Consider the following 23,411-nt stretch of genomic DNA (forward strand, 5'->3'; position numbering starts at 1 on the left):
CCTCGTAGTCGGCTGTCGCTCGACGGCCGACAAGATCGCTTCAGGGAGATACGAGAACCGTGACGGACATCGTCGACGAGCTGAAGTGGCGAGGGCTGTTCGCCCTGTCCACTGACGAGGACGCATTGCGCAAGGCGCTCGCGGACGGTCCCGTCACGTTCTATTGCGGTTTCGACCCGACGGCGGCCAGTCTCCACGTCGGCCACCTGGTCCAGGTCCTCACCATGCGCCGGCTCCAGCAGGCGGGACTGCGCCCGCTCGCCCTCGTGGGCGGCGCGACCGGTCAGATCGGCGACCCCCGCCCGACCGCGGAGCGCACGCTGAACGACCCGGAGACGGTCGCCGCCTGGGTCGACCGGCTGCGCTCGCAGATCGAGCCGTTCCTCACCTTCGAGGGTGAGAACGCAGCGGTGATGGTGAACAACCTGGACTGGACGGCCGGCATGTCCGCCATCGAGTTCCTGCGCGACATCGGCAAGCACTTCCGCGTCAACAAGATGCTGACCAAGGACTCGGTCGCGCGGCGACTGCAGTCCGAGGAAGGCATCAGCTACACGGAGTTCAGCTACCAGCTGCTCCAGGGCATGGACTTCCTGGAGCTGTACCGGCGGTACGGCTGCACGCTCCAGCAGGGCGGCAGCGACCAGTGGGGCAACCTCACGGCCGGGCTCGACCTGATCCACAAGCTGGAGCCGCACGCGGGCGTGCACGCGATCGCCACTCCGCTGATGACCAAGGCGGACGGCACCAAGTTCGGCAAGACCGAGGGCGGGGCGATCTGGCTCGACCCGGAGATGACGACGCCGTACGCGTTCTACCAGTTCTGGCTGAACGTGGACGACCGGGACGTCTCGACGTACATGCGCATCCTGTCCTTCAAGTCCCGTGCGGAACTGGAGGAGTTGGAGAAGCAGACGGAGGAGCGGCCGCAGGCCCGGGCCGCGCAGCGCGCGCTCGCCGAGGAGCTGACGACGCTGGTGCACGGTGCGGAGCAGACGGCGGCGGTGATCGCCGCGTCCCGTGCGCTCTTCGGGCAGGGCGAGCTGGCGGAGCTGGACGACCGGACGCTGGCCGCGGCGCTGTCCGAGGTGCCGCATGTGCGGGTTGCCGAGCTCGGGCCGGTCGTCGATCTGTTCGCCGAGGTCGGGCTGGTGGCGAGTAAGTCGGCTGCGCGGCGCACGGTGAAGGAGGGCGGGGCGTACGTGAACAACGTGAAGGTCGCGGCGGAGGACTTCGTCCCGGTGGTAGGGGATCTGCTGCACGGGCGGTGGCTGGTGCTGCGGCGTGGGAAGAAGAATCTTGCGGCTGTGGAGGTTGTGGGCGGGTAGCGCCGTGGGGGTGTGGGGAGCTGGCTGGCTGCGGGTTCGTTGTGGCTTGTCGCGCAGTTCCCCGCGCCCCTGAAGGGGCGCTTCACCTCACGTGCGTTGTTTTCTTTTCCCCAGCGTTGCCATGTACAGCATGTCGCCTACGCCCACGATGACCAGTGCTGCGACCAGCTGGAAGGCGTGGCGGCTCCAGTCGATGCCGGCGGTTTCGTCCACGCCCACTCCTCGGGCGATGGAGTTGCCGACGATGGCGCCGAGCATGCCGAAGATGGTCGTCAGCCAGAGGGGGCTGTGCTGCTTGCCGGGCAGGATCGCCTTGGCGATCAGCCCCAGCACGAATCCCACGATGATCGCCCACAACCAGCCCATGGCTGCCTCCTTGTACGGCTCGACGTGAGCATTACGCCCAGTGTCGGCCCGTTCGCGCTACGGCGCATGTCGGGTACGGCGCTACGCGCTACGGCGCAGTCCACTCGCCCTGGTCGGAGGTGCCCCGGTCTCGTAGGAGACGCAGGTGCGGCGTAACGTGGAGGCTGTCCGGGCTCGGCTTCTCCGCCTGGGCGGAGCGGGTACGGGCCGGGAAGAGTCCGATGCGGGCGGATGGTGGAATGTGATGCGGAAGCAGCATGGTGGCGGCAACGCCCAGGTATTCCGGATCACTGGGGCCCGGGCGAGCCTTCAGGACGATGTACGCGGGCGGCAGCGGCGCTACGTCATTTCGATGTCGGTCCGTACGGTGTCCGTGGTTCTCGCGGCCACACTCTGGAACGTCGAACGGCACGTCGCCATCGTGGCGTTGGTGCTCGGGGTGGTGCTGCCCTATATCTCGGTGGTGATCGCCAACGCCGGGCGGGAGAACGCGGCGTCGCTTCCGTCGACGTTCGTGACCGCGCCGACGCCGCCGATGATCGCTCCGCCGCCAGGCGACGACGGCTTCGCGGAACCGGCGACGGAAGAAGCGGCGGCCGAACCGGAGCCCGGCGCGAGAGGCGAGCGAAGCGACCGGATGTGAGCTTGCGGAGGCTCTCCAGCCGGAGGTCGGCTCCGTGCCAAGCTCAGGAAAAGCTCAGATCAATCATGTTGTTCCGGTGCCGAGCGAGTACTGACCCGTGACATACTTTCCAAGCGCTCCGCATCCCCCGTCGGAGCGACAGACCGACGCCGGGCAGCTCCCCCCGTGGCTGCTCGGCGTCGCCTTTCGTGGGGTTAGGGTCGGGACGTGATTCTGAACGTCCCCGGCAACGATCCGGCCTCTCCCATCTGCTCCGCCAAGGGCTGCCGTGCCGCCGCCGTGTGGGTGCTCGCCTGGAACAATCCGAAGCTGCACACGCCGGAGCGGCGCAAGACCTGGCTGGCGTGCGAGGAGCACCGGGAGCATCTCTCGCAGTTCCTCGGGGTGCGGGGGTTCTTGAAGGACGTGGTCCTGCTGGAGGAGTGGGAGTCCCCCGACCAGGCCTAGTCCTGTTTAGCCCCCGATCGCCGACATCGGCCTGTCCGGCTGCACGAACGTCGGGTCGTCCAGGCCGGCGCCCGCCTTCTTGCCCCACATGGCCAGGCGCCAGATGCGGGCTATTTCCTCGTCGGGGGCGTCGGAGCGCAGGGCGGCGCGAAGGTCGGTCTCCTCGCGGGCGAACAGGCAGGTGCGTACCTGGCCGTCTGCGGTGAGGCGGGTGCGGTCGCAGGCCGAGCAGAACGGGCGGGTGACCGAGGCGATGACGCCGACCACGTGCGGGCCGCCGTCCACCAGCCAGCGTTCCGCGGGGGCCGAGCCGCGCTTCTCCGAGCCTTCCTCGGTCAGCTCGAAGCGCGTGCGCAGGGAGGTCAGGATGTCGCCTGCCGTGATCATGCCGTCGCGCTTCCAGCCGTGCTGGGCGTCCAGCGGCATCTGCTCGATGAACCGCAGCTCGTAGTCGTGCTCGACGGCCCAGGCCAGGAGGTCGGGGGCCTCGTCGTCGTTCAGCCCCGGCATCAGGACCGAGTTGACCTTGACCGGGGTCAGGCCCGCCTCGCGGGCGGCGTGCAGGCCCTCGATGACGTCCTTGTGGCGGTCCCGGCGGGTGAGGGTCTTGAAGACGTCCGGGCGCAGCGTGTCCAGCGAGACGTTGACCCGGTCCAGGCCCGCCGCCTTCAGGGCGCTCGCGGTGCGCTTGAGGCCGATGCCGTTCGTGGTCAGGGACATCTGGGGGCGCGGCTCCAGCGCGGCGACGCGCTTGACGATGCCGACCAGGCCGGGGCGCAGCAGCGGCTCGCCGCCGGTGAAGCGGACCTCCGTGATGCCCAGGGAGGTGACGGCTATGTCGATCAGGCGGACGATCTCGTCGTCCGTGAGCAGGTCGGGCTTTGCCAGCCACTGCAGGCCCTCCTCGGGCATGCAGTACGTACAGCGCAGATTGCAGCGGTCGGTGAGCGAGACCCTCAGGTCGGTGGCCACTCGGCCGTAGGTGTCGATGAGCACGTGGGCCCCCTCCCTCGCAGCGGATCCATCTTTTCCGACACCTGCGAGCCTACGCGACGCCGCTGACAACAAGCAGGGGGCTTTTACTACCAGGCACGACGCGGCCGCGTCGTAGGGATCTACGACGCGGCCGCGGGGCGGGGTGGGCTCAGTGCGCGCCGGTGCCCGTGAGGGAGCGGACCTCCAGCTCGGCGTACTTGCCGGTGTCCGGCTCCTCCTTGGACAGGTAGGTGCCGACGATGCCCATCAGGAAGCCGAACGGGATCGAGATGATGCCCGGGTTCTTCAGCGGGAACCAGGAGAAGTCGACGTCGGGGAACATCGCCGTGGGGTCGCCGGAGACGACGGGCGAGAACAGCACCAGGCCGACGGCCACGGTCAGACCGCCGTAGATCGACCACAGGGCGCCCTGGGTGGTGAACCGCTTCCAGAACAGGCTGTAGAGGATCGTCGGCAGGTTGGCGGAGGCGGCGACCGCGAAGGCGAGGGCGACGAGGCCGGCCACGTTCAGGTCGCGGGCGAGGGAGCCCAGGAGGATGGAGACGGCGCCGATGCCGATGGTCGCCAGACGGGCGGCCTTGACCTCCTCCTTCTCGGTGGCCTTCCCCTTGCGGATGACGTTGGCGTAGATGTCGTGCGCGAAGGAGGACGACGAGGCCAGGGTGAGGCCGGCGACCACGGCGAGGATCGTCGCGAAGGCCACCGCCGAGATCGTGGCGAGCAGGATCGCGCCCCACGCGGAGTCGACGCCGCCCAGGTGCAGGGCGAGCAGAGGCGCGGCCGTGTTGCCGGACTTGTTGGACGCGATGATCTCTTCCTGCGAGATCAGCGCCGCCGCTCCGAAGCCGAGCGCGATGGTCATCAGGTAGAAGCCGCCGATGATGCCGATCGCCCAGTTGACGGACTTCCGGGCGGCCTGGGAGTTGGGCACCGTGTAGAAGCGGATCAGGATGTGCGGCAGGCCGGCGGTGCCGAGCACCAGGGCGATGCCGAGCGAGATGAAGTCCAGCTTGGTGGTGCCGGTCGCGCCGTACTGGAGGCCGGGCTCCAGGAAGGCGGCGCCCTTGCCGCTGTTCTCGGCGGCGGTGCCGAGCAGGTCGGAGATGTTGAAGTTGAACTTCAGCAGCACCAGGAAGGTGATCAGGATGGTGCCGCTGATGAGCAGCACGGCCTTGACCATCTGGACCCAGGTGGTGCCCTTCATACCGCCGATGGAGACGTACACGATCATCAGGACACCGACGAGGGCGACGATCAGGATCTTGCCCGCGTCGGAGGTGATCCCGAGCAGCAGGGAGACCAGGACGCCCGCGCCCGCCATCTGGGCCAGCAGGTAGAAGATCGAGACGACGATCGTGGAGGTGCCGGCGGCCGTGCGCACGGGGCGCTGGCGCATGCGGTACGCGAGGACGTCGCCCATCGTGTAGCGGCCGGAGTTCCTGAGCGGCTCGGCCACCAGGAGCAGGGCCACCAGCCAGGCGACCAGGAAGCCGATGGAGTACAGGAAGCCGTCGTAGCCGAAGAGGGCGATGGCGCCCGCGATGCCCAGGAAGGACGCGGCCGACATGTAGTCGCCGGAGACCGCGAGGCCGTTCTGGAAGGCGCTGAACGAACGGCCGCCCGCGTAGAAGTCGGCGGCGTCCTTGGTCTGGCGGCCCGCCCAGACGGTGATGAACAGGGTCGCGACCACGAAGAGCGCGAACAGGGTGATGATCAGTGGTCGGTGCTCGCTGGCCTCGTTGGCCGCAAGCGTCATCGCGGGGCTCATGCGCCGCCCTCCATCCGGGACTTGATCGCTTCTGCCTTGGGGTCGAGCTTCGCGGCGGCGTGCCGCGAGTACCACCAGGCGATGAGGAACGTGGTGAGGAACTGGGCAAGGCCGAAGACGAAGGCGATGTTGATGTTGCCGACCACCTTGGTGCCCATGAAGTCGCCCGCGTAGTTGGACAGCAGGACGTACAGCAGGTACCAGACGATGAAGCCGACGGTCAGGGGAAAGGCGAAGGAGCGGTAGGAGCGGCGCAGTTCACCGAACTCCGCGCTCTCCTGCACCTCGACGAACTCCTCTGTGGAAGGGAGTTGGTGTTCTTCTTTCGAGGGGGGCGGTGCGTCGGTAGCCACGGAGTCTCCTCGCGTTGCGGGTGCTGTTGTCAGAGAGCCTCGATCGTGCTCGGGTCTCCTGCCCAAGGTCACGGCGCCACGCGAGGACCGGTTCAACCCTCGGTACTTCTTTCCGAACCAACATCGGGGAAGTCATTGCTGGCCAGCGCAATCGGGGGATAGTTTCGCCCTGTCCCACCCGTCATGTACCTGCCCGGGCATCATCTGTGTCTCGGGCCGGTTTCGTTTCCGGATGATGTGGAGATCCCATGCCTCATCTGCGTTCCAGACGTCGGCTCGCTCTCGCCGTGCCCGTCGTTCTGTCACTGACCGCCTCGCTCGGTTTCCTGCCGGCGGCCGCCTCGGCCGCCCCGCAGGCGGAGTCGGCCGCGCAGGCCGCGGACGCACCCGTATTGGCGTATGTCGTCAACACGAAGACGGACCGTCGCACCATCGCGGCCGTGCAGAAGGCGATCGTCGCGAAGGGCGGCACCGTCGTCGAGACGTACCCGAAGATCGGCGTGATCGTCGTGCACTCGGCGAACCCGGACTTCGGCGCGCAGATCCGCGCCGTGCGCGGGGTGCAGTCGGCGGGTGCCACACGCACCGCGCCGCTGACCGCCGCCGGCACCACGGACGAGGGCGCCGCGCAGCTCCTGACGAAGGAGCAGGCCGCGAAGGTCGCCAAGGCCTCCGCCGCCACGGGCGCGAGCGAGCCTCTCGAAGCCGACCAGTGGGACCTGCGGGCGATCGGCGCCGACAAGGCCGCGCAGATCAACCCGGGCAGCAGGAAGGTCACCGTCGCCGTCATCGACACCGGCGTCGACGACACCCACCCCGACATAGCCCCCAACTTCTCCCGCTCGCAGTCGGCGAGTTGTGTGGGCGGCAAGGCCGACACCAGCGAGGGCTCCTGGCGGCCGTACACCGCGCAGGACTACCACGGCACGCATGTGGCCGGTGAGATAGCCGCGGCCCGCAACGGCATCGGTGTCGCCGGTGTCGCGCCGGGCGTCAAGGTCGCCGGCATCCAGGTGACCGACCCCGCCAACGGCCTCTTCTACCCGGAGAGCGTCGTGTGCGCGTTCGTGTTCGCCGCCGACCACGGCGTGGAGATCACGAACAACAGCTACTACGTGGACCCGTGGCTGTACAACTGCCTGGACGACCCCGACCAGAAGGCCATCGTCGACGCGGTCAACCGGGCCCAGCTGTACGCGCAGGGCAAGGGCACCCTGAACGTCGCCGCGGCGGGCAACTCCAACCACGACCTGAACGCGGACTCCCTCGTCGACGACTCCAGCCCCGACGACTCCACCCCGGTCGAGCGCACCATCGACCCGCACGAGTGCTTCGACGTGCCGACGATGCTGCCGGGCGTCGTCACGGTCAGCTCGGTCGGCGTGAACAACCTCAAGTCGTACTTCTCCACGTACGGCAAGGGAGTCGTCGATGTGGCGGCACCGGGCGGCGACGGGCGGTACCAGACCCCGGACACGCCCTCGAAGAACGGCCGCATCCTGTCCACGATGCCGAACAACGCGTACGGCTTCCTGCAGGGCACCTCGATGGCCTCGCCGCATGCCGCGGGTGTCGCCGCGCTGCTGAAGTCGACGCACCCGAAGGCGTCTCCGGCGCAACTGCGGGCGCTGCTCAAGGCGCAGGCCGACAACCCCGGTTGCCCCGACTCGTACGACCAGGACGGGAACGGCACGCAGGACGCGGTGTGTGAGGGACCGAAGCGGGTCAACGGCTTCTACGGTTTCGGCATCGTCGACGCCCTGGACGCGGTGAAGTAGTTCCCACGCGTGGCGCGGCCCGAGGCGGGCCGCGCCGCCCGGACTTCCCGCACGGTCCGCCCGTACCACGAACGAACTGGAGAGACCATGACAGCGCCTCACTCGCGCTACCGCAGAGCGATGGCGATCCCGGTCGGGATGGCCATGGCGACGGCACTCGCCTTTCTGCCGAACGTCACCGCGTCCGCTGCCGACGCGCCCGTCACGGCCGAGGCCGACGCCACCTCGCTCAGCTATGTCGTCAACGTCCGCCCCGGGCACGGGGTTCCCGGACAGGTGAAGAAGGCGATAGCCGAGGCCGGCGGCACGATCGTGACGTCGTACGACAAGATTGGGGTGATCGTCGTCCACTCGGCGAACCCCGACTTCGCCAAGATTCTGCGCACGGTGCGCGGGGTGGACTCGGCCGGCAACACCCGTAACGCGCCGCTGCCCGCGCAGTCGACGAACGACGTCGGCACGCCGAAGGTGCTGAGCGCGGCGGAGGCCGGCGCCGCCGAGGCCGCGGACGGGCAGGATCCGCTCGAGCCGCTGCAGTGGGACCTGCCCGCCATCAAGGCGGACAAGGCGCACGAGAAGACGCTGGGCAGCTCCAAGGTGACCGTCGCCGTCATCGACACCGGCGTCGACGACACGCACCCCGACATCGCGCCGAACTTCGACCGCGAGGCGTCCGTCAACTGCGTGACGGGCAAGCCCGACACGACCGACGGGGCGTGGCGGCCGGGCGCGACGGAGAGCCCGCACGGCACGCATGTCGCCGGTGAGATCGCGGCCGCCAAGAACGGCGTCGGCATGACGGGCGTGGCGCCCGGCGTGAAGGTGTCCGGCATCAAGGTGTCCACCACCGCCGGCTACTTCTACACGGAGGCCGTGGTCTGCGGCTTCATGTGGGCGGCCACACACGGCGTCGACGTGACCAACAACAGCTATTACACCGACCCCTGGTACTTCAACTGCAAGGACGACCCGGACCAGAAGGCGCTCGTGGACGCCGTCTCCCGGGCCTCGCGGTACGCGGAGCGCAAGGGCGCGGTCAACGTCGCGGCGGCCGGCAACGAGAACTACGACCTCGCGGCCGACGAGATCACCGACCCGGTCTCCCCGAACGACGCCACGCCCACCGAGCGGGTCGTCGACCCGTCCGAGTGCCTCGACATCCCGACCCAGCTCCCGGGTGTCGTGACGGTCGCGTCGACCGGCGCGAAGGGCATCAAGTCGTCCTTCTCCAACCACGGTCTGGGCGTCATCGACATCGCCGCCCCCGGTGGCGACTCGACCCGCTTCCAGACGCCGGCCCCGCCCGCCACCAGCGGCCTGATCCTGGGCACGCTGCCCGGCGGCAAGTGGGGCTACATGGCCGGTACGTCGATGGCGTCGCCGCATGTCGCGGGCGTCGCCGCCCTCATCAAGTCGACGTATCCCTACGCTCCTCCGGCCCTGGTGAAGGCCCTCCTGTACGCCGAGGCCGACGCCACGCCGTGCACGGATCCGTACGACATCGACGGTGACGGCAAGGTCGACGCGGTGTGCGAGGGCACGAAGAACCGCAACGGCTTCTACGGCTGGGGCACCGCGGACGCGCTGGACGCGGTGACGAAGTAGTACGGGTAGTACGGCCTGTGGGGGCCGGGCGGGTTCTTCCGTCCGGCCCCTGCTGTCGTGTTGATCGGGTCAACGCCGCATAGTGCTGCGCATGACCGACAACGAGGACATCGAGGATATTGGGTACGTCTGGTCCGCGCTGGGCGGCGACCCCGTCCTGGTCCCGCGGATCTCGGTGACCGCCCGCAAGGGGGCGCTCGAAGCACGGCTTCCGGTACGGGAGTTGGCGCGGGCGTGCGTGGGCGCGTGTGCGCTGGCCGCCGCCGAGCTGGGGGCGCGGCGGGGCGGGCTGCGCGAGGTGCCCGGGGTGCGGGTGGACGACGGCGCCGTGGCGACGGCGTTCGTCAGTGAGCGCCATCTGCTCATCTCCGGGCGGGCGCCGGTCACCTTCGCTCCGTTGTCGCGGTTCTGGCGTTCGGCGGACGGGTGGGTGCGGACGCATGCGAACTATCCGCATCACCGGGCGCGGTTGCTCGCCGCGCTGGGGCTGTCCAACGACCGCGTGTCCGTCGTCGAGTCGGTGCTCGCCGAGCGCTCCGCCCTGGAGGTCGAGGAGGCGGTGTACGCCGCCGGCGGCCTGGCGGTAGCGCTGCGCACGCCAAAGGAGTGGGCCGGACATCCGCAGGGCGTCGCGGTCGCCGCACGTCCGCTGGTCGAGCGCGGGCGGCTGGACGCCACGCACGCGCGTGTGCTCACGCCGGTCGACGGCGGTCCCCTGCTGCCCGCCGCCGGGCTGCGGGTGCTGGACCTGACCCGGGTGATCGCCGGGCCCGTCGCCACCCGCACCCTCGCCCTGCTGGGCGCCGACGTGCTGCGCGTGGACGCGCCCCAGCTGCCCGAACTGCCCGACCAGCACGCCGACACGGGCTTCGGGAAACGGTCGACGCGGCTGGACCTGAGAGCCGACCGACGCGCCTTCGAGGAGCTGCTCGCGACGGCGGACGTGGTCGTCACGGGGTACCGGCCGGGCGCCCTGGACCGGTTCGGACTGTCGCCGGAGACACTGGCCGAGCGGCGGCCCGGGGTGGTCGTGGCGCAGCTTTCGGCGTGGGGTGCGTACGGGCCGTGGCGGGAGCAGCGTGGATTCGACAGCCTGGTGCAGGTCGCGACCGGCATCGCCACCGCCGAGGGCTCGCCGGAACGTCCCGGCACACTGCCCGCGCAGGCGCTGGACCACGGCACGGGCTACCTGCTGGCAGCGGGGGTGCTGCGCGCCCTCACCGAGCAGTCGTACGAGGGCGGCAGCAGGTTCGTACGGCTGGCACTGGCGCGGACGGCGGCGTGGCTGATGAGCGGGGTCGGCGGGGCTGGCGCGGGGGGCGACGTGTACGAGGGGCGCGGCGCGGGCGCAGGGGACGACGCGTACGAGGGGCGCAGTGCAGACGCAGGGAACGACGCGTACGAGGGGCCGGAAGGGTGGCTGGCCGAGACCGACAGTGCGCTCGGACGGCTGCGGTACGCGCTGCCACCGGTGTCCTTCGCGGGCGGTCCGGTCGACTGGGGGCGGGCGCCGGGGGTCTGGGGGTCCGATGCGGCGCGGTGGGCTTGAGGGTCCGGTGCGGTGCGGTGGGCCTGAGCACCACACCCCGGCGCGATAGGCCTGAGCGCCACGGCCCCGCGCGGTGAGCCTGAGGGGCGCCACCCGGCGCGATCGGTCTGGGGGCACATCCTGGCGCGATGGATCTCAAGGACACGACCCTGCGCGATGGGCCCGAGGGACACGACCCGCCTGAGCGCCGGTGTGCCTGAAAACGTGCCCATGGGTGGAATGTCGTATGGCCGGCTGCCCGGTGCTTGCCCGTTTTGCGGTGGTTGGTGACTATCTTGGGGTGACCTTGACAAGACCCACCTCCGGGGTGGCCGATAAGGGGGCCGTACGGCGCCCCGGTGCCGGCCGGGCCGTCGTCGTTCTGGTTCTCGGGGCGCTGGCGGCACTGATCCCGCTGCTCGGTCCGTCCGCCGCGCTGCACGAGACCGGGGAGGCAGCCGCACCCGGCACGGGTGGCATCGCCCTGCTGCGGGCGGTCCTGTTCGCAGCGCTGTGCGTCCCGGTGGGCGAGCTGTTCGTGAACCGGCTGGCCCGGGCCGTGCCCGGCGATCCCGCGCAGGCGCCGCGCAGTTGGGCGCCCCACGCGGCCGGCGTGGGTTTCGTCGCCGCGCTGGGGCTCGCCTCGGTCGTGGCCACCGGCAACCTGGTGCCGAGCAGCCCCGCCGAGATCGACGTCGGCGGCCTCTACGCCTCGCGAGACGGCAAGCTGGCGCTGGTGGAGGTCAACGCGTTCCTCGCGGCGGGCCTCTGCCCGCTCTCACGGCGACCGGCGACCGTCGTCTGGCCGTTGGCCGCGGTGGTCGTGGCGGAGGCGCTGCGCGCGCATCCCACGACCGAGCACGACCCGCTGATCGGCTCCGGGCTGACGCTCGTTCATCTGGCCTGCGCGGCACTGTGGGCGGGCGGACTGCTGCACGTGCTGCGCAGGCTGCGGAGCGACACGCCGACGGGAGCGGCGTTGCTGGGGCTCTACGCGCGCGTGGCCGCCGTTCTGCTCGCCGCCATCACCGCGACCGGGGTGTGGAGTTCGCTGCGCCGTATGCCTCCGGGCACCGTCCTTGAGCAGTTGACGACGACCGCGTACGGACGCGTCCTGCTCGCCAAGGCGCTCCTCGTGGCCGCGGTCGCCGTGCTCGCCCTGTGGGCCCGTATCCGGCTGCGCCGCGCGGCGGATCCGCTGACCGCCTGCTCCCCCGCGCGGGCGGAGGTCGTGGTGCTGGGGCTGGTGGTCGCGGTGTCCGGGCTGCTGACGGCGTTGCCGGTGCCGATCAGATGGTGAGCCCGAGTTGGTGCCTGAGCTGGTGCCTCGGTCGGCGCTTCAGTTGGCGAGCAGCGCCTTCGGCACCGTTGGCGATTGGACAGCCACCGGTGTTCCCCTGACCAGCAGGAGTTGGGCAGCCGCATAGGTCAGCATGATCCAGAAGTCGGGTCGTGGCAGCTGCGGCCACTCCGCGACGCCGGTCGCGATGAGGGTGTCGGAGAGCATGAAGAGGGCACCGCCGAGCCCGGCGAGGAGTCCGAACCGGGTGACGGCTCCGTATGCCATGGCCGTGAGCAGGGCGCTGTAGCCGGCGACGGGGACGCGGAGGTCGGTGGGGAGGTCGGGCCACAGGAGGGCGACGGTGGTGATGAGGGCGGTGACGTAGGCGAGCGCCAGAAGTGCGGCACGCGCGCGTGGGGCCGCGTTTCCGGTGCCGTACCTCTTGAAGAGCATGAGGTAGCAGACATGCCCGGCCGCGAAGGAGGCCATCCCGGCGAGGAAGGCGGGCTCGGCGTCGGACAGCAGCAGGACATCGCCGCCCCAGCCGAAGAGGAGCGCGGCGAGGAGGAGTCGGGGGGCGCCGCGGACGTACGCGTAACCGGCGAGGAGAGGCATCAGGAGGGGCTTGGTGACGGCGTGCCCGGCGTCGGAGCCGACGGCGAGGCAGGCCAGGTCGGCGACGGCGGCCAGGGCGAAGGCGCCGAGCAGAACGCGGGACGGTCTCACGCGGCCGTCGTCTCCTCGACGGGCGCCGCGGCGGGCGGAGCGGGCTGCCAGCCCGGCCCCCGGAACAGCCGCCCGGCACGCTCGCGCCAACTGCCCGCCGCCTTCAGGTCCTTGGCGATGGCGGCGTATTCGTGCGTGGCGACCTTGAGCGGGTTGTAGGTGTCGATGTTCTTGGTCAGCCCGTAGACAGGCCGCTCGGTCTCGGCGACGAAGGAGCCGAAGAGGCGGTCCCAGACGATGAGGATTCCTCCGAAGTTGCGGTCCAGATAGCCGCCCTGCGAGGCGTGGTGCACCCGGTGGTGCGACGGGGTGTTGAGGACGAACTCAAACCAGCGGGGCATCTTGTCGATGCGCTCGGTGTGGATCCAGAACTGGTAGACGAGGTTCGCCGAGGAGCAGAACGCGAGCGCGGCCGGGTGCACCCCGCACGCGATCAGGGGGACGTAGAACGGCCAGACGGTCAGGGAGGTCCAGGGCTGGCGCAGCGCGGTGGTGAGGTTGAACTTCCGGCTGGAGTGGTGGACGACGTGGCAGGCCCACAGGATGCGGATGACGTGGTGACCGCGGTGCGACCAGTAGTAGAAGAAGTCCTGTGCGAGGAGCATCAGCGGGACGGTCCACCACAGAACGGGCACGCGGAGCGGGGTGAGTTCGTAGATCGCCGTGTAGATGGCGACGATCGGGATCTTCCAGAGCAGGTCGAAGACGAGACTGCCGAGGCCCATGGTGACGCTCGTCGCGGCGTCCTTCGCCTCATATCCCGCCGCGTCGTCGTCCGGATGGATACGGACGCTGATCATCTCGATCACGGTGAGCAGCACGAAGGCGGGTATCGACCACAGCACGACATCGGGCAGGTTCGGCATGAGGGCACGGTAGAACCGCTGGTCGTCCGCGGCTAGACGTTGTTACCCACAAGTATTACCTGGGGTACGCGCTTGCTTCTTGGCGATCTCCGCCAAGTCGGACGGACATTCGCCCCGCTCGAACACCCGGCCGTGAGACGGCACCTGACGGACCGGACTGTCGGACCCGGCCCGTATCCTCGGTGACCATGCTCGAAGACCTGACGACCGCAGTGTCCTCCCCCACGGTGTGGCCGGCCGCGTATCCCCAGGGATACGCGGTCGTTGACGTGGAGACCACGGGCCTGGCCCGGGACGACCGGATCATCTCCGCGGCCGTGTACCGGCTGGACGCGCGCGGTGAGGTCGAGGACCACTGGTACACGCTGGTCAACCCGGAGCGGGACCCGGGCCCGGTGTGGATCCACGGTCTGACGAGCGACGTGCTCGAGGGTGCGCCCCTCTTCGAGGACATCGCCGAGGAGTTCGCGACCCGGCTGGAGGGCCGGGTGCTCGTCGCGCACAACGCCGTCTTCGACTGGCAGATGATCGCCCGGGAGTATGCACGCGCGCGGAGCGAGCCGCCGGTGCGGCAGCGGCTGTGCACCATCGCCCTGTCGAAGGAGCTGGAGCTGCCGCTGCCCAACCACAAGCTGGAGTCGCTCGCCGCGCATTTCGGCGTCGTACAGCAGCGGGCACACCACGCGCTGGACGACGCGCGCGTGCTGGCGGAGGCGTTCCGGCCGAGCCTGCACGCCGCAGCACAGGGCGGCGTACGGCTGCCGCTGCACGAGTGCCGGCCGCTGACCGAGTGGACGGACCGAGCCGTGCCCCGGCAGCAGTCGAGCTACGGCGCGTACCAGCCCAGCAGTTGGCGCCCGGCGCGCAGAAGGCCCGCCTGCCCCTATCCCAACCCGGGCCGTTACGAAGACGGCAAACCGCTCAAGCAGGGCATGCGGGTCGCGTTCTCCGGAGACACCTCCATCGAGCGCGACCTCCTGGAGGACCGGGCGATCGAGGCCGGGCTGCATGTCGCCACCAGCATCTCCCGGCTGACCAGCCTGCTCGTCACGAACGACCCGGACTCGGGCACGTCCAAGGTGGTCAGGGCCCGGCAGTACGGCACGCCGGTGGTCGACGAGGCGGCGTTCGGGCAGCTCCTCGGGGATGTGGAAGCGGCGTCGCAGGGATGACCGTACGGACGGGTGATTGCCGTACGACTCGCCCGGCGCCGTCTCGCCCCGGCCACGGCGACGGCCCACCCTGTGGCGCATGGCAACATGTGAAGTTTGCGGCAATCACTACGGAATGACCTTCGAGATCCACGCACAGGGCGCTGTGCACGTCTTCGACTGCTTCTCCTGTGCGATCCACCGCATGGCACCCATCTGCGAGCACTGCCGCGTCCAGATCATCGGGCAGGGCGTCGAGGTCGAGGGCCACTGGTTCTGCGGGGCCCACTGCGCCCGCGCGGAGGGGAAGGTGGGGATCGTCGACAAGGTGTGAGCCCCCGGGCCCCGCGCCGGCCCCGCACCCGACCCATACCCGCCTGAACACACCCCACGACCGAGTTGTACGGTCGTGGGGTGTACCGCTTCCTGTTGTCCCGGCAGTGGGTGATCCTCACGCTGGTCGCTCTCCTCCTCATCCCCACGATGATCAGGCTGGGCATCTGGCAGATGGACCGCTACGAGACGCGCACCGCCCGGAACCAGCTCGTCGCCGACGCGCTGGCCGCGAAGCCGGTCCCCGTGGAGAAGCTGACCGCCCCCGGACACACCGTCACCGACGACGAGCGCTACCACCGGGTGACCGCGAAGGGCCGCTTCGACACCGACGACGAGGTCGTCGTCCGCCGCCGCACCAACTCCGACGACGAGGTCGGCTACCACGTCCTGACCCCGTTCGTCCTCGACGACGGCAAGGTCCTGCTCGTCAACCGCGGCTGGATCCCCGCGGACAGCCCCAGCCAGACCACGTTCCCCAAGATCCCCGCACCGCCCCGCGGCGAGGTCACCGTCACCGGACGGCTGATGCCCGACGAGACGACCGAGGCGAGCGGCATCAAGAACCTCGAGGGCCTGCCGGACCGGCAGATCATGCTGATCAACAGCGAGCAGGAGGCGCGGCGCCTCGATGCCCAGGTGCTCGGCGGCTACATCGCCCAGACGGCACCCGAGCCGAAGGGCGACACCCCGGAGCTGCTCGGCAATCCCGGCAACGAGGACGCGGCGCTGAACTACGCGTACGCCATCCAGTGGTGGCTGTTCGCCGCGGCCGTCCCCGTCGGCTGGGTCATCCTGGTCCGCCGCGAGACGCGCGAGCGGACGAAGGAGCAGGACGCAGCGGACGACACCACGCCGGCCGAACCCGCGACGGTGTAGACCGGCCCCGCGGTCCGCCGCGCTCCCCGCCCGTCACTCTCCCGGCCCCGCACGGGATTGCCCCTCACCCCTGCCGGGAACCCGGAACCCCGTGCATCCCCGTATCGAGGACTACGCCCTCATCGGCGACGAACAGACCGCGGCCCTGGTCGGCCGGGACGGCTCGGTCGACTGGCTGTGCCTTCCCCGCTTCGACTCGGCCTCGTGCTTCGCCAGGCTGCTCGGCGACGAGGAGAACGGTCACTGGCGGATCGCCCCCAAGGACGCGAACGGCCCGTGCACGCGCCGCGCCTACCGTCCGAACACCCTCGTCCTGGACACCGAGTGGGACACCGACGAGGGCTCGGTCCGCGTCACCGACCTGATGCCGCAGCGCGACCGCGCCCCCGATCTCGTACGCGTCGTGGAGGGCACCGGCGGCCGGGTCACCGTCCACAGCACACTCCGGCTCCGCTTCGACTACGGCTCCATCGTGCCGTGGATGCGCCGCTCCGACGGCCACCGTGTGGCCGTCGCGGGCCCGGACTCGGTGTGGCTGCGCAGCGAGCCCGAAGTGCACACCTGGGGCGAAGGCCTCGCCACGCACGCGGAGTTCACGGTCGAGGAGGGCGAGAGGGTCGCCTTCGTCCTGACCTGGCACCCCTCGCACGAGCCGCGTCCGCCGCTGGTCGACCCGTACGAGGCACTGGACGCGAGCGTCGAGGGCTGGCAGACCTGGGCCGAACGCTGCCGCTACGACGGCCCGCACCGGGACACGGTCGTCCGCTCCCTGATCACCCTCAAGGCCCTCACCTACCAGCCGACCGGCGGCATCGTCGCCGCCCCCACCACCTCGCTGCCGGAGGAACTCGGCGGCATCCGCAACTGGGACTACCGCTACTGCTGGCTGCGCGACTCCACCCTCACCCTGGGCGCGCTGGTGGCGGCCGGTTACCGGGAGGAGGCCGAGGCCTGGCGCGACTGGCTGCTGCGCGCGGTCGCCGGCGACCCGGCGGACCTGCAGATCATGTACGGCCTCGCGGGCGAGCGGCGGCTGCCGGAGTACGACCTGCCGTGGCTGTCCGGATTCGCCGGGACGTCGCCCGTGCGGATCGGCAACAAGGCCGTGAATCAGCTGCAGTTGGACGTGTACGGCGAGGTGATGGACTCGCTGGCGCTGGCCCGGCGCGCGGGCATGGCCGCCAAGCCGCACATGTGGGCCCTGCAGCAGGAGCTGCTGGAGTGGCTGCGCGAGAACTGGCAGCAGCCGGACGAGGGGCTGTGGGAAGTGCGCGGCGGGCGCCGCCAGTTCGTGCACTCGAAGGTGATGGTGTGGGTGGCCGCGGACCGGGCCGTGCGCACGCTCGAGGAGAAGCCGAAGCTGGGCGGCGACCTCGACGGCTGGCGCACCTGGCGCGACGAGGTGCACAAGGAGGTGTGCGAGAAGGGCTATGACGCCGAGCGGAACACCTTCACCCAGTACTACGGCTCACGCGAACTCGACGCCTCCCTGCTGCTGATCCCGCGTGTCGGCTTCCTGCCCGCGGACGACCCGCGCGTGATCGGCACCGTCGACGCGATCCACGCGGAGCTGGGCCACGGCGGTTTCATGCGCCGCTACAGCGCCGAGGAGACGGTCGTCGACGGGCTGCCGGGCGGTGAGGGCACCTTCCTGGTGTGCTCCTTCTGGCTCGCGGACGCGCTGCACATGACCGGCCGCACCGAAGAGGCGCGCGAGCTGTTCGAACGGCTGCTCGGGCTCACCAACGACGTGGGGCTGCTGTCCGAGGAGTACGACCCGGTCACCGGCCATCAGCTCGGCAACTTCCCGCAGGCGTTCAGCCACGTCGGTCTGGTGAACACCGCCCTCGCCCTGTTCGGGGGCGGCACGGCAGGATAGGACCCATGGATCTTGGACTGAAGGACCGGGTGTACGTCGTCACCGGAGCGACCCGTGGGCTGGGCAACGCGGCCGCGCGCCAGCTCGTCGCCGACGGGGCGAAGGTGATCATCACGGGGCGGGACGGCAAGGCCGCGATGGAGGCCGCGGGCGGGCTGGGTGGCAACGCCGTCGGCGTCGGCGCGGACAACGCCGATCCTCAGGCGCCGGCGCGGCTCATCGCGGCCGCGCGCGAGCACTTCGGGGGGTTCGACGGGATGCTGGTGAGCGTGGGCGGGCCCGCGCCGGGGTTCGCCGCGGACAACACGGATGAGCAGTGGCAGGCGGCGTTCGAGTCGGTGTTCCTCGGTGCGGTGCGGTTCGCTCGCGCGGCGGCCGGGGGGTTGGAAGCGGGCGGGGTCATCGGGTTCGTACTGTCCGCGTCTGTGCACGAGCCGATTCCTGGGCTGACGATCTCCAATGGGTTGCGGCCGGGGCTTGCGGGGTTCGCGAAGTCGCTGTCGGACGAGTTGGGGCCGCGGGGGATTCGGGTGGTGGGGTTGCTGCCGTCCCGGATCGATACGGATCGCGTGCGCGAGCTGGATGGGATGTCGGCGGATCCGGAGGCTACTCGGGCGGCGCATGAGTCGCGGATTCCGTTGCGGCGGTATGGGACGCCGGAGGAGTTCGGGCGGGTGGCGGCGTTTGTGCTGTCTCCGGCTGCGTCTTATCTGACGGGGGTCATGTTGCCTGTGGATGGTGGGGCTCGGCACGGGTTCTAGTGCGCCGTTGTCGGGTGCGGGTTTGTGGGGGCTGGTCGCGCAGTTCCCCGCGCCCCTAGGTTGGCTCCCCTTGCGTTGGCTTCAAGTGACCCTCTCCGCCCGGTGCTTGACCGCCCTCAGTCTTACCTCCGCCGGGAGTGACGTGAGGCCCGCTGAGTCCCTCGCGTGGGTCAGGGACTGGGTGGTGAGGTGGTTGAGGGCGTCGGCCGGGTCGACGTGGGGTTCCAGGAGGAGGCGGACTCGGGCCTCGGGGGTGCTGCGGCGGCCGGTGAGTTCCGCGTGGGCTCGGGCTACGCCGTCGAGTTGGCTCGCGTCTGCGGCGAGTACGCCCTCCAGGGCCCGGCCGCGGAGCAGGGCGCCCTCGCCGTCGCCGGTGTCGACCAGGACCTCGGCGAGGCGGCGTCGGCGCAGTTCGGCGGTGAGCCACCACAGGGCGAGCAGGAGGAGGACGGCGAGTGCGGCGATGACGGTCGGCCACCACCAGCCGTCGTCCCGCCAGCGGGTGCGTTCGGCGTCGCTGAGCAGTACGTCGTGCCGGCCGTCGTGGATCCACCAGGAGGGCGGGTTCAGACCGAGGCCTACGGCGAGCACGGAACCGCCGATCAGGATCAGCAGCAGGCCGACGATGCCGAGCAGCACGCGATTGACGATCCTGAGCACCGCGCTCACCCCTTCCGTCCGGGGCGCCGGACATGCACCGACAGGGCGGGGGGCCGGGCGAGCCCCAGGCCCTTGATCGCATCGGCGAGTGCGGTGTCCAAGTCGGCGCGTACGTCGTCCAGTTCGCGGAAGTGGGAGATCGCGCGGACGTCGGCCCGGGCGCGGCCCATCCGGACCCGTACCGACTGCACGCCGGACACCTCCATGGCCCGGTCGCGCAACACGAGGGCGGCCGCGTCCCGGTGGAGGCCGGCACGTACGTCGGGGTGGGTGCGCCGCATGGGCAGTACGGCGCGCAGGCCGGGCGTGGCGGCGAGCAGGATCAGCCAGAGGCCGAGGGCCGCGGCGATGCCCGCGCCGACCAGCACCCAGATGTCGTCGAGGGGGCGTTCGGCGAGTTGCGTGGCGAGTTCGCGGCGCCAGGCCATGGCGGGCCGGTCGGCGCGCACGGCGGCGATGTCGTAGAGGAAGGCACCGGCGGTCAGCAGCAGGAGCAGCGCAACGAGCGTGGCCGGGACACGGCGGGCCGACCAGAAGCGGCCGCCGCTCTCACCGCCGACGGGTTCGTAGTCCGCCGCGGAGGCGGACTGGCTGTGTCCGCCCTCGTCGGCCTTCTCCAGGACGGGCAGCCGCTGGGTGCTCTCGGCCCCCTGGGACTCGCTCATTGCGTCCTCCCCTGTGCCACGCCGGGTACCGCGATCGGATGCAGCCGCTCCACGTGGAGGGCCACTTCGTGCACCTCCATCCCCACGAGAGCGCTTACCCGCTGGGTGACCTGCCGACGCACCGAGGCGCACTGGCGGCCGACGTCGGAGGGGTAGCCGAGGTCGAGGCTGACGCGGACGCGGGCGGTGTCGTGGTGGACGACGACCGAGGCGTGCGGCGGTGAGGCGTCCGACGGCAGTGCGCCCAGCGCCTCACGCGCCGCCTGTGAGGCGATCTTCGCCACCACCCGGTCGGCGATCCGCGTGGCACCGCGCTCGCCCGGCGGTACGGCGATCCCAGGTCTGGGGAGCTCGGCGGCCCCTTCGCTCACGGACTTCACCGCCGTCGGTCGTCACGCGTGCGGAAGAAGTCGCCGATGTCCAGGTCTCCCTCCAGGAACCGGCCGACCACGAAACCGACGGCACCCAGCGCCGCCACCAGCAGGAAGGCGCCGAACCCGCCGAAATACCCGGCGAAGCCCAGGGCCATTCCGGCGATCATGCCGATCACAGCCATGCTCATGGTGCGCTCCTTGGCGGTTCGGTCGCCGACGGGTCATTGAAGTCGGGATTCCTGCTCCTCTTCTTCTTCCTCCGGCAGCTTCACATCACTCACCGCGATATTGACCTCGACGACCTCGAGCCCCGTCATCCGCTCGACGGCCGCGATCACGTTCTCGCGCACATCCCGAGCCACATCGGCGATCGACACGCCGTAGTCGACGACGATCTCCAGATCGAGCGCGGTCTGCACCTCTCCGACCTCGGCCTTCACGCCCCGTGTCACGGACTTCGCCGCGCCGGGCACCCGTTCCCGTACGGCTCCGAAGGTCCGCGACAGCCCGCTCCCCATGGCGTGCACGCCCAGGACATCCCGGGCGGCCAGCCCGGCGATCTTCTCCACTACCCCGTCGGCGATGGTGGTCCGCCCCCGGCTCGCCGGTTCCCCGCCCCCGCGTTTGGTTGCCTTACGGGTCTGCACCGGCGGCTCGTTCTCGCCCTCCGGGGTCTGCGTCCGGTTCCGCTCCGTCATATCGGTCATCGCCGCACGTCCCTTTCGGTCGTCGTCCTATGACCACGGTAAGCGCGGTTCCGCTCCCGCGCGTCGGGGATGGGGCAGGCTGGAGCAATGACGTCCGACCGGTTGGCGCAGACAGTACGACAGCAGCTGGGGCTGGGCAGGCTCGTCCCGCTGGGCGGCCCGCACGACGGCGCGTGGATCACGGAGGCGGCGGCCGAAGCGGTGCTGCGGCGCGCGGCGGAGACGGTGCGCGGGGTGCGCCTCGGCGCACTGCGGATCGCGCTCACCGATCCGGACGACGCCCACGAGCCCGCCGTACCGCCTCCGCCGAGCGCGCTGCCACCCGGCCCGCTCCGCCTCACGGCGGACTTCGGGGCAACGCCGTCGGCTCCGCTGCCGTCGACGGCGTCCCGTCTGCGCGGGGTCCTGGCAACGGCGGCCGCGGAACGGCTCGGCCTGACGGTCACGGAGGTCGACCTACGGGTGACGGCCCTGCTGGAGGAGGACACGGAGGCCGAGCCCGTACGACCGCCTGAGCCGAGGCAGGCTTCGGAGGTCCGGGACGGTGACGAAGCCCGCGCGGCGGAGGCGGCTCTCGGCGTTTCGGGCGTGACCGCCCTGACGGGCACGCTGGGGCGGGCGGTCCACATCGAGGAACGGCGGGTCGACGACACCGCGCTGCCGCACCGTCACATCCGCCTGGAACTGGCGACGGACGCGGACCGCCGGGCCGTGCAGGTGGCCCGGGAGGTCCGCGTCGCGGTGTCGAGCGCGCTTCAGGACAGCCCGACGGTGGCGGTGCTGGTCACCGCGGTCGGCTGACCGCTCATTCGCCCAGCCCTGCCAGCTCCCTGAGCCGCCGGGCCTGCGCGGCCCGCTCCGCAGCGCGCTGCTCCTCGTAGGTCCGCTCACCGGCCCCGCGCAGCAACGCCTTGGTCTCGATCACGGCATCCCGGGGCGCGGCCAGGATCGCGGACGCCAGGTCCGCCACGGTCGCGTCCAGCTGCTCACCCGGCACGGCGAGATTCGCCAGCCCCGTACTCACCGCTTCCTCGGCCAGGACGAAGCGCCCGGTCACGCAGATCTCCAGCGCCCGCGCATATCCGACGAGCCCGACCAGCGGATGCGTGCCGGTCAGGTCCGGCACCAGTCCGAGGCCGGTCTCGCGCATGGCGAATTGCACGTCGTCGGCGACGACGCGCAGATCACACGCGAGGGCAAGCTGGAACCCGGCCCCGATGGCATGCCCCTGGACCGCGGCGATGGACACGATGTCGCTCTGCCGCCACCAGGTGAAGCCCTCCTGGAACCCGGCGATGGCCGCGTCCAGTTCGGCGTCGCTGCCGCGTGCGAGGTCGATGAACGACGGCTCGCCCTCGATGCCTTCGGGCGTGAACATCTGCCGGTCGAGACCGGCGGAGAAGGACCGGCCCTCCCCGCACAGCACGACGACCCGCACACTGCCCGGCAGCAACCGCCCGGCCTCGCCCAGCGCACGCCACATAGCGGGGCTCTGCGCGTTGCGCTTGGCCGGATTGGTCAGCGTCACCGTGGCGATCGCGTCGTCGACGGTGAGCCGTACGCCGTCCTTGTCGAGTACGGGACCTCGGGACACAACGTCCTGGTCGGGCGAAGCCATGGGGCGCCTCCGATGTGTGCGGTCGTCCTGGATGCCGTACCACACGGCGGGCATCCTTAAGTGACTGCACAGTAACCACCCGGCCGCTCAGAAGACCGACCGGGTGGCCACCATCGAAAGCGAGGGACCGCCCGGACTCAGGACGATGCGGCCTTCTTGCCCCGAGTCGCCCCGCCGCGCCCACGCAGCGTGACGCCCGACTCGCTGAGCATCCGGTGTACGAAGCCATACGAGCGGCCGGTTTCCTCGGCCAGTGCCCGGATGCTCGCACCGGAGTCGTACTTCTTCTTCAGGTCTGCCGCGAGCTTGTCGCGCGCGGCGCCGGTTACCCGGCTGCCCTTCTTCAGAGTCTCGGCCACCCGTGCCTCCTCATGGGAAGTGCGCTCTGGTCCCCTCATGATCACCCCTCCGGGCCCTGATGGCCACCCATTCGGCAAGGTCCGTAAGACAGGGTTTTGACGACAGGAGCGCATCCCCACATGCGGAATCCGTAATTCAGCTCAGAGCTGTCCGTACGGCCGAACGGGTTGTTCCGCGAAGTGCCTGGTCAGCGACGTGCGACGGCCGAGCCCTTGTCGATAAAGGACTCGGCCGTGAAATCGATGTAGGACACACCTCGGTACGAGGAGATCTCACACAGATGATGGATCAAGGATGAGCCGAATGATCCATACGCTGTGGATCACGCGTGGATCAGG

The 23,411-nt window shown here is 70.4% G+C and carries 26 protein-coding genes; 13 read left to right on the forward strand and 13 right to left on the reverse strand.

Features of this window, described 5'->3' with window-relative positions:
• The first annotated feature begins 59 nt into the window (after positions 1-59).
• Positions 60-1,328: a tyrosine--tRNA ligase gene (tyrS, locus tag KCH48_RS18885; RefSeq protein ID WP_210575567.1), complete on the forward strand. Its 1,269-nt coding sequence runs from the start codon at positions 60-62 to the stop codon at positions 1,326-1,328.
• 87 nt (positions 1,329-1,415) lie between these two features.
• Here the strand turns inward: tyrS and KCH48_RS18890 are convergent, their stop codons facing one another.
• Positions 1,416-1,694, reverse strand: coding sequence for a GlsB/YeaQ/YmgE family stress response membrane protein (locus tag KCH48_RS18890; protein ID WP_210575568.1), 279 nt, complete (start codon positions 1,692-1,694; stop codon positions 1,416-1,418).
• A gap of 244 nt (positions 1,695-1,938) precedes the next feature.
• On the opposite strand from KCH48_RS18890, the gene KCH48_RS18895 reads away from it, so the two are divergent.
• Together KCH48_RS18895 and KCH48_RS18900 are read left to right on the forward strand one after the other, a co-directional pair.
• Positions 1,939-2,337, forward strand: a complete 399-nt coding sequence (locus tag KCH48_RS18895; RefSeq protein WP_210575990.1) for a DUF3099 domain-containing protein — start codon at positions 1,939-1,941, stop codon at positions 2,335-2,337.
• 207 nt (positions 2,338-2,544) lie between these two features.
• A complete protein-coding gene (locus KCH48_RS18900; RefSeq protein ID WP_210575569.1) occupies positions 2,545-2,784 on the forward strand; it encodes a hypothetical protein in 240 nt (79 codons plus the stop codon).
• A 6-nt stretch (positions 2,785-2,790) separates the two neighbouring features.
• Here KCH48_RS18900 and moaA read toward each other — a convergent pair whose 3' ends face one another.
• From moaA to KCH48_RS18915, 3 genes are all read right to left on the reverse strand, one after another.
• Positions 2,791-3,780 (reverse strand): GTP 3',8-cyclase MoaA, encoded by a 990-nt coding sequence (moaA, locus tag KCH48_RS18905; RefSeq protein WP_307840902.1) that lies wholly within the window; start codon positions 3,778-3,780, stop codon positions 2,791-2,793.
• A gap of 148 nt (positions 3,781-3,928) precedes the next feature.
• Positions 3,929-5,548 carry a cation acetate symporter gene (locus KCH48_RS18910; RefSeq protein WP_210575570.1) on the reverse strand — a complete coding sequence of 540 codons (1,620 nt, stop codon included), beginning with the start codon at positions 5,546-5,548 and terminating at the stop codon, positions 3,929-3,931.
• Positions 5,545-5,901, reverse strand: coding sequence for a DUF485 domain-containing protein (locus KCH48_RS18915; RefSeq protein WP_210575572.1), 357 nt, complete (start codon positions 5,899-5,901; stop codon positions 5,545-5,547). The genes KCH48_RS18910 and KCH48_RS18915 overlap by 4 nt, the downstream gene beginning before the upstream one ends.
• Positions 5,902-6,149: 248 nt before the next feature.
• Here KCH48_RS18915 and KCH48_RS18920 point away from each other — a divergent pair, with 248 nt between their 5' ends.
• The 4 genes from KCH48_RS18920 (at position 6,150) to KCH48_RS18935 (ending at position 12,112) form a co-directional block, all read left to right on the forward strand.
• Complete coding sequence (locus KCH48_RS18920) at positions 6,150-7,679, forward strand: S8 family serine peptidase (protein WP_210575573.1); 1,530 nt, start codon at positions 6,150-6,152, stop codon at positions 7,677-7,679.
• A gap of 87 nt (positions 7,680-7,766) precedes the next feature.
• On the forward strand, positions 7,767-9,284 hold the full coding sequence (locus tag KCH48_RS18925; protein WP_210575575.1) for a S8 family serine peptidase: 1,518 nt from the start codon (positions 7,767-7,769) through the stop codon (positions 9,282-9,284).
• A 91-nt stretch (positions 9,285-9,375) separates the two neighbouring features.
• On the forward strand, positions 9,376-10,833 hold the full coding sequence (locus KCH48_RS18930) for a CoA transferase (protein ID WP_210575577.1): 1,458 nt from the start codon (positions 9,376-9,378) through the stop codon (positions 10,831-10,833).
• Between the two features lie 280 nt (positions 10,834-11,113).
• Positions 11,114-12,112, forward strand: coding sequence for a CopD family protein (locus KCH48_RS18935; protein WP_210575579.1), 999 nt, complete (start codon positions 11,114-11,116; stop codon positions 12,110-12,112).
• Positions 12,113-12,151: 39 nt separating this feature from the next.
• On the opposite strand, the gene KCH48_RS18940 is transcribed toward KCH48_RS18935, so the two are convergent.
• Positions 12,152-12,820 (reverse strand): lysoplasmalogenase, encoded by a 669-nt coding sequence (locus KCH48_RS18940; protein ID WP_210575580.1) that lies wholly within the window; start codon positions 12,818-12,820, stop codon positions 12,152-12,154.
• Positions 12,817-13,686, reverse strand: a complete 870-nt coding sequence (locus tag KCH48_RS18945; protein WP_210575581.1) for a sterol desaturase family protein — start codon at positions 13,684-13,686, stop codon at positions 12,817-12,819. Before KCH48_RS18945 ends, KCH48_RS18940 begins: the two co-directional genes overlap by 4 nt.
• 188 nt (positions 13,687-13,874) lie before the next feature.
• Between KCH48_RS18945 and KCH48_RS18950 the strand changes: the two genes are divergently transcribed.
• From KCH48_RS18950 to KCH48_RS18970, 5 genes are all read left to right on the forward strand, one after another.
• The gene (locus tag KCH48_RS18950) at positions 13,875-14,858 is read left to right on the forward strand and encodes a DEDDh family exonuclease (RefSeq protein ID WP_210575582.1); all 984 of its coding nucleotides are present in this window, start codon (positions 13,875-13,877) and stop codon (positions 14,856-14,858) included.
• A 79-nt stretch (positions 14,859-14,937) separates the two neighbouring features.
• Entirely contained in the window at positions 14,938-15,171 is a 234-nt protein-coding gene (locus tag KCH48_RS18955) for a hypothetical protein (protein WP_210575583.1), read from the forward strand.
• An 80-nt stretch (positions 15,172-15,251) separates the two neighbouring features.
• Positions 15,252-16,049: an SURF1 family protein gene (locus KCH48_RS18960; protein ID WP_210575584.1), complete on the forward strand. Its 798-nt coding sequence runs from the start codon at positions 15,252-15,254 to the stop codon at positions 16,047-16,049.
• Positions 16,050-16,140: 91 nt separating this feature from the next.
• A complete protein-coding gene (locus KCH48_RS18965) occupies positions 16,141-17,928 on the forward strand; it encodes a glycoside hydrolase family 15 protein (RefSeq protein ID WP_210575586.1) in 1,788 nt (595 codons plus the stop codon).
• Between the two features lie 5 nt (positions 17,929-17,933).
• The gene (locus KCH48_RS18970) at positions 17,934-18,689 is read left to right on the forward strand and encodes an SDR family oxidoreductase (protein ID WP_210575588.1); all 756 of its coding nucleotides are present in this window, start codon (positions 17,934-17,936) and stop codon (positions 18,687-18,689) included.
• Positions 18,690-18,770: 81 nt separating this feature from the next.
• Here KCH48_RS18970 and amaP read toward each other — a convergent pair whose 3' ends face one another.
• Genes amaP through KCH48_RS18995 form a run of 5 tightly spaced genes read right to left on the reverse strand, consistent with a single transcriptional unit; the run spans position 18,771 to position 21,095 of the window.
• A complete protein-coding gene (amaP, locus tag KCH48_RS18975; protein ID WP_210575590.1) occupies positions 18,771-19,349 on the reverse strand; it encodes an alkaline shock response membrane anchor protein AmaP in 579 nt (192 codons plus the stop codon).
• A gap of 5 nt (positions 19,350-19,354) precedes the next feature.
• Positions 19,355-20,014, reverse strand: a complete 660-nt coding sequence (locus tag KCH48_RS18980) for a DUF6286 domain-containing protein (RefSeq protein ID WP_210575592.1) — start codon at positions 20,012-20,014, stop codon at positions 19,355-19,357.
• Positions 20,011-20,385, reverse strand: a complete 375-nt coding sequence (locus KCH48_RS18985) for an Asp23/Gls24 family envelope stress response protein (RefSeq protein ID WP_210575593.1) — start codon at positions 20,383-20,385, stop codon at positions 20,011-20,013. Before KCH48_RS18985 ends, KCH48_RS18980 begins: the two co-directional genes overlap by 4 nt.
• Positions 20,386-20,390: 5 nt before the next feature.
• Positions 20,391-20,576 (reverse strand): hypothetical protein, encoded by a 186-nt coding sequence (locus KCH48_RS18990; protein ID WP_210575595.1) that lies wholly within the window; start codon positions 20,574-20,576, stop codon positions 20,391-20,393.
• Positions 20,577-20,609: 33 nt separating this feature from the next.
• Positions 20,610-21,095: an Asp23/Gls24 family envelope stress response protein gene (locus KCH48_RS18995; protein ID WP_210575597.1), complete on the reverse strand. Its 486-nt coding sequence runs from the start codon at positions 21,093-21,095 to the stop codon at positions 20,610-20,612.
• A gap of 87 nt (positions 21,096-21,182) precedes the next feature.
• On the opposite strand from KCH48_RS18995, the gene KCH48_RS19000 reads away from it, so the two are divergent.
• Entirely contained in the window at positions 21,183-21,896 is a 714-nt protein-coding gene (locus KCH48_RS19000) for a nucleopolyhedrovirus P10 family protein (RefSeq protein WP_210575599.1), read from the forward strand.
• Positions 21,897-21,900: 4 nt separating this feature from the next.
• Here KCH48_RS19000 and KCH48_RS19005 read toward each other — a convergent pair whose 3' ends face one another.
• Both KCH48_RS19005 and KCH48_RS19010 read right to left on the reverse strand, forming a co-directional pair.
• Complete coding sequence (locus tag KCH48_RS19005) at positions 21,901-22,713, reverse strand: enoyl-CoA hydratase/isomerase family protein (RefSeq protein WP_210575600.1); 813 nt, start codon at positions 22,711-22,713, stop codon at positions 21,901-21,903.
• A gap of 137 nt (positions 22,714-22,850) precedes the next feature.
• Positions 22,851-23,072 (reverse strand): helix-turn-helix domain-containing protein, encoded by a 222-nt coding sequence (locus KCH48_RS19010; protein WP_004002281.1) that lies wholly within the window; start codon positions 23,070-23,072, stop codon positions 22,851-22,853.
• Between the last annotated feature and the right edge of the window lie 339 nt (positions 23,073-23,411).

Origin of the sequence: Streptomyces sp. GESEQ-4, assembly GCF_017948455.1 — a bacterium.
In the GTDB taxonomy this organism is placed as follows: domain Bacteria; phylum Actinomycetota; class Actinomycetes; order Streptomycetales; family Streptomycetaceae; genus Streptomyces.

What these genes read in the sequence shown, in the direction of transcription:
- KCH48_RS18910 (WP_210575570.1), bottom strand. Translation starts at nt 5,548, where the DNA reads ATGAGCCCCGCGATGACGCTTGCGGCCAACGAGGCCAGCGAGCACCGA.
- KCH48_RS19005 (WP_210575600.1), bottom strand. Translation starts at nt 22,713, where the DNA reads ATGGCTTCGCCCGACCAGGACGTTGTGTCCCGAGGTCCCGTACTCGAC.
- KCH48_RS18990 (WP_210575595.1), bottom strand. Translation starts at nt 20,576, where the DNA reads ATGAGCATGGCTGTGATCGGCATGATCGCCGGAATGGCCCTGGGCTTC.
- KCH48_RS18930 (WP_210575577.1), top strand. Translation starts at nt 9,376, where the DNA reads ATGACCGACAACGAGGACATCGAGGATATTGGGTACGTCTGGTCCGCG.
- KCH48_RS18895 (WP_210575990.1), top strand. Translation starts at nt 1,939, where the DNA reads ATGCGGAAGCAGCATGGTGGCGGCAACGCCCAGGTATTCCGGATCACT.
- KCH48_RS18890 (WP_210575568.1), bottom strand. Translation starts at nt 1,694, where the DNA reads ATGGGCTGGTTGTGGGCGATCATCGTGGGATTCGTGCTGGGGCTGATC.
- KCH48_RS18925 (WP_210575575.1), top strand. Translation starts at nt 7,767, where the DNA reads ATGACAGCGCCTCACTCGCGCTACCGCAGAGCGATGGCGATCCCGGTC.
- KCH48_RS18945 (WP_210575581.1), bottom strand. Translation starts at nt 13,686, where the DNA reads ATGCCGAACCTGCCCGATGTCGTGCTGTGGTCGATACCCGCCTTCGTG.
- KCH48_RS19000 (WP_210575599.1), top strand. Translation starts at nt 21,183, where the DNA reads ATGACGTCCGACCGGTTGGCGCAGACAGTACGACAGCAGCTGGGGCTG.
- KCH48_RS18980 (WP_210575592.1), bottom strand. Translation starts at nt 20,014, where the DNA reads ATGAGCGAGTCCCAGGGGGCCGAGAGCACCCAGCGGCTGCCCGTCCTG.
- KCH48_RS18970 (WP_210575588.1), top strand. Translation starts at nt 17,934, where the DNA reads ATGGATCTTGGACTGAAGGACCGGGTGTACGTCGTCACCGGAGCGACC.
- KCH48_RS18950 (WP_210575582.1), top strand. Translation starts at nt 13,875, where the DNA reads ATGCTCGAAGACCTGACGACCGCAGTGTCCTCCCCCACGGTGTGGCCG.
- KCH48_RS18955 (WP_210575583.1), top strand. Translation starts at nt 14,938, where the DNA reads ATGGCAACATGTGAAGTTTGCGGCAATCACTACGGAATGACCTTCGAG.
- KCH48_RS18920 (WP_210575573.1), top strand. Translation starts at nt 6,150, where the DNA reads ATGCCTCATCTGCGTTCCAGACGTCGGCTCGCTCTCGCCGTGCCCGTC.
- KCH48_RS18995 (WP_210575597.1), bottom strand. Translation starts at nt 21,095, where the DNA reads ATGACCGATATGACGGAGCGGAACCGGACGCAGACCCCGGAGGGCGAG.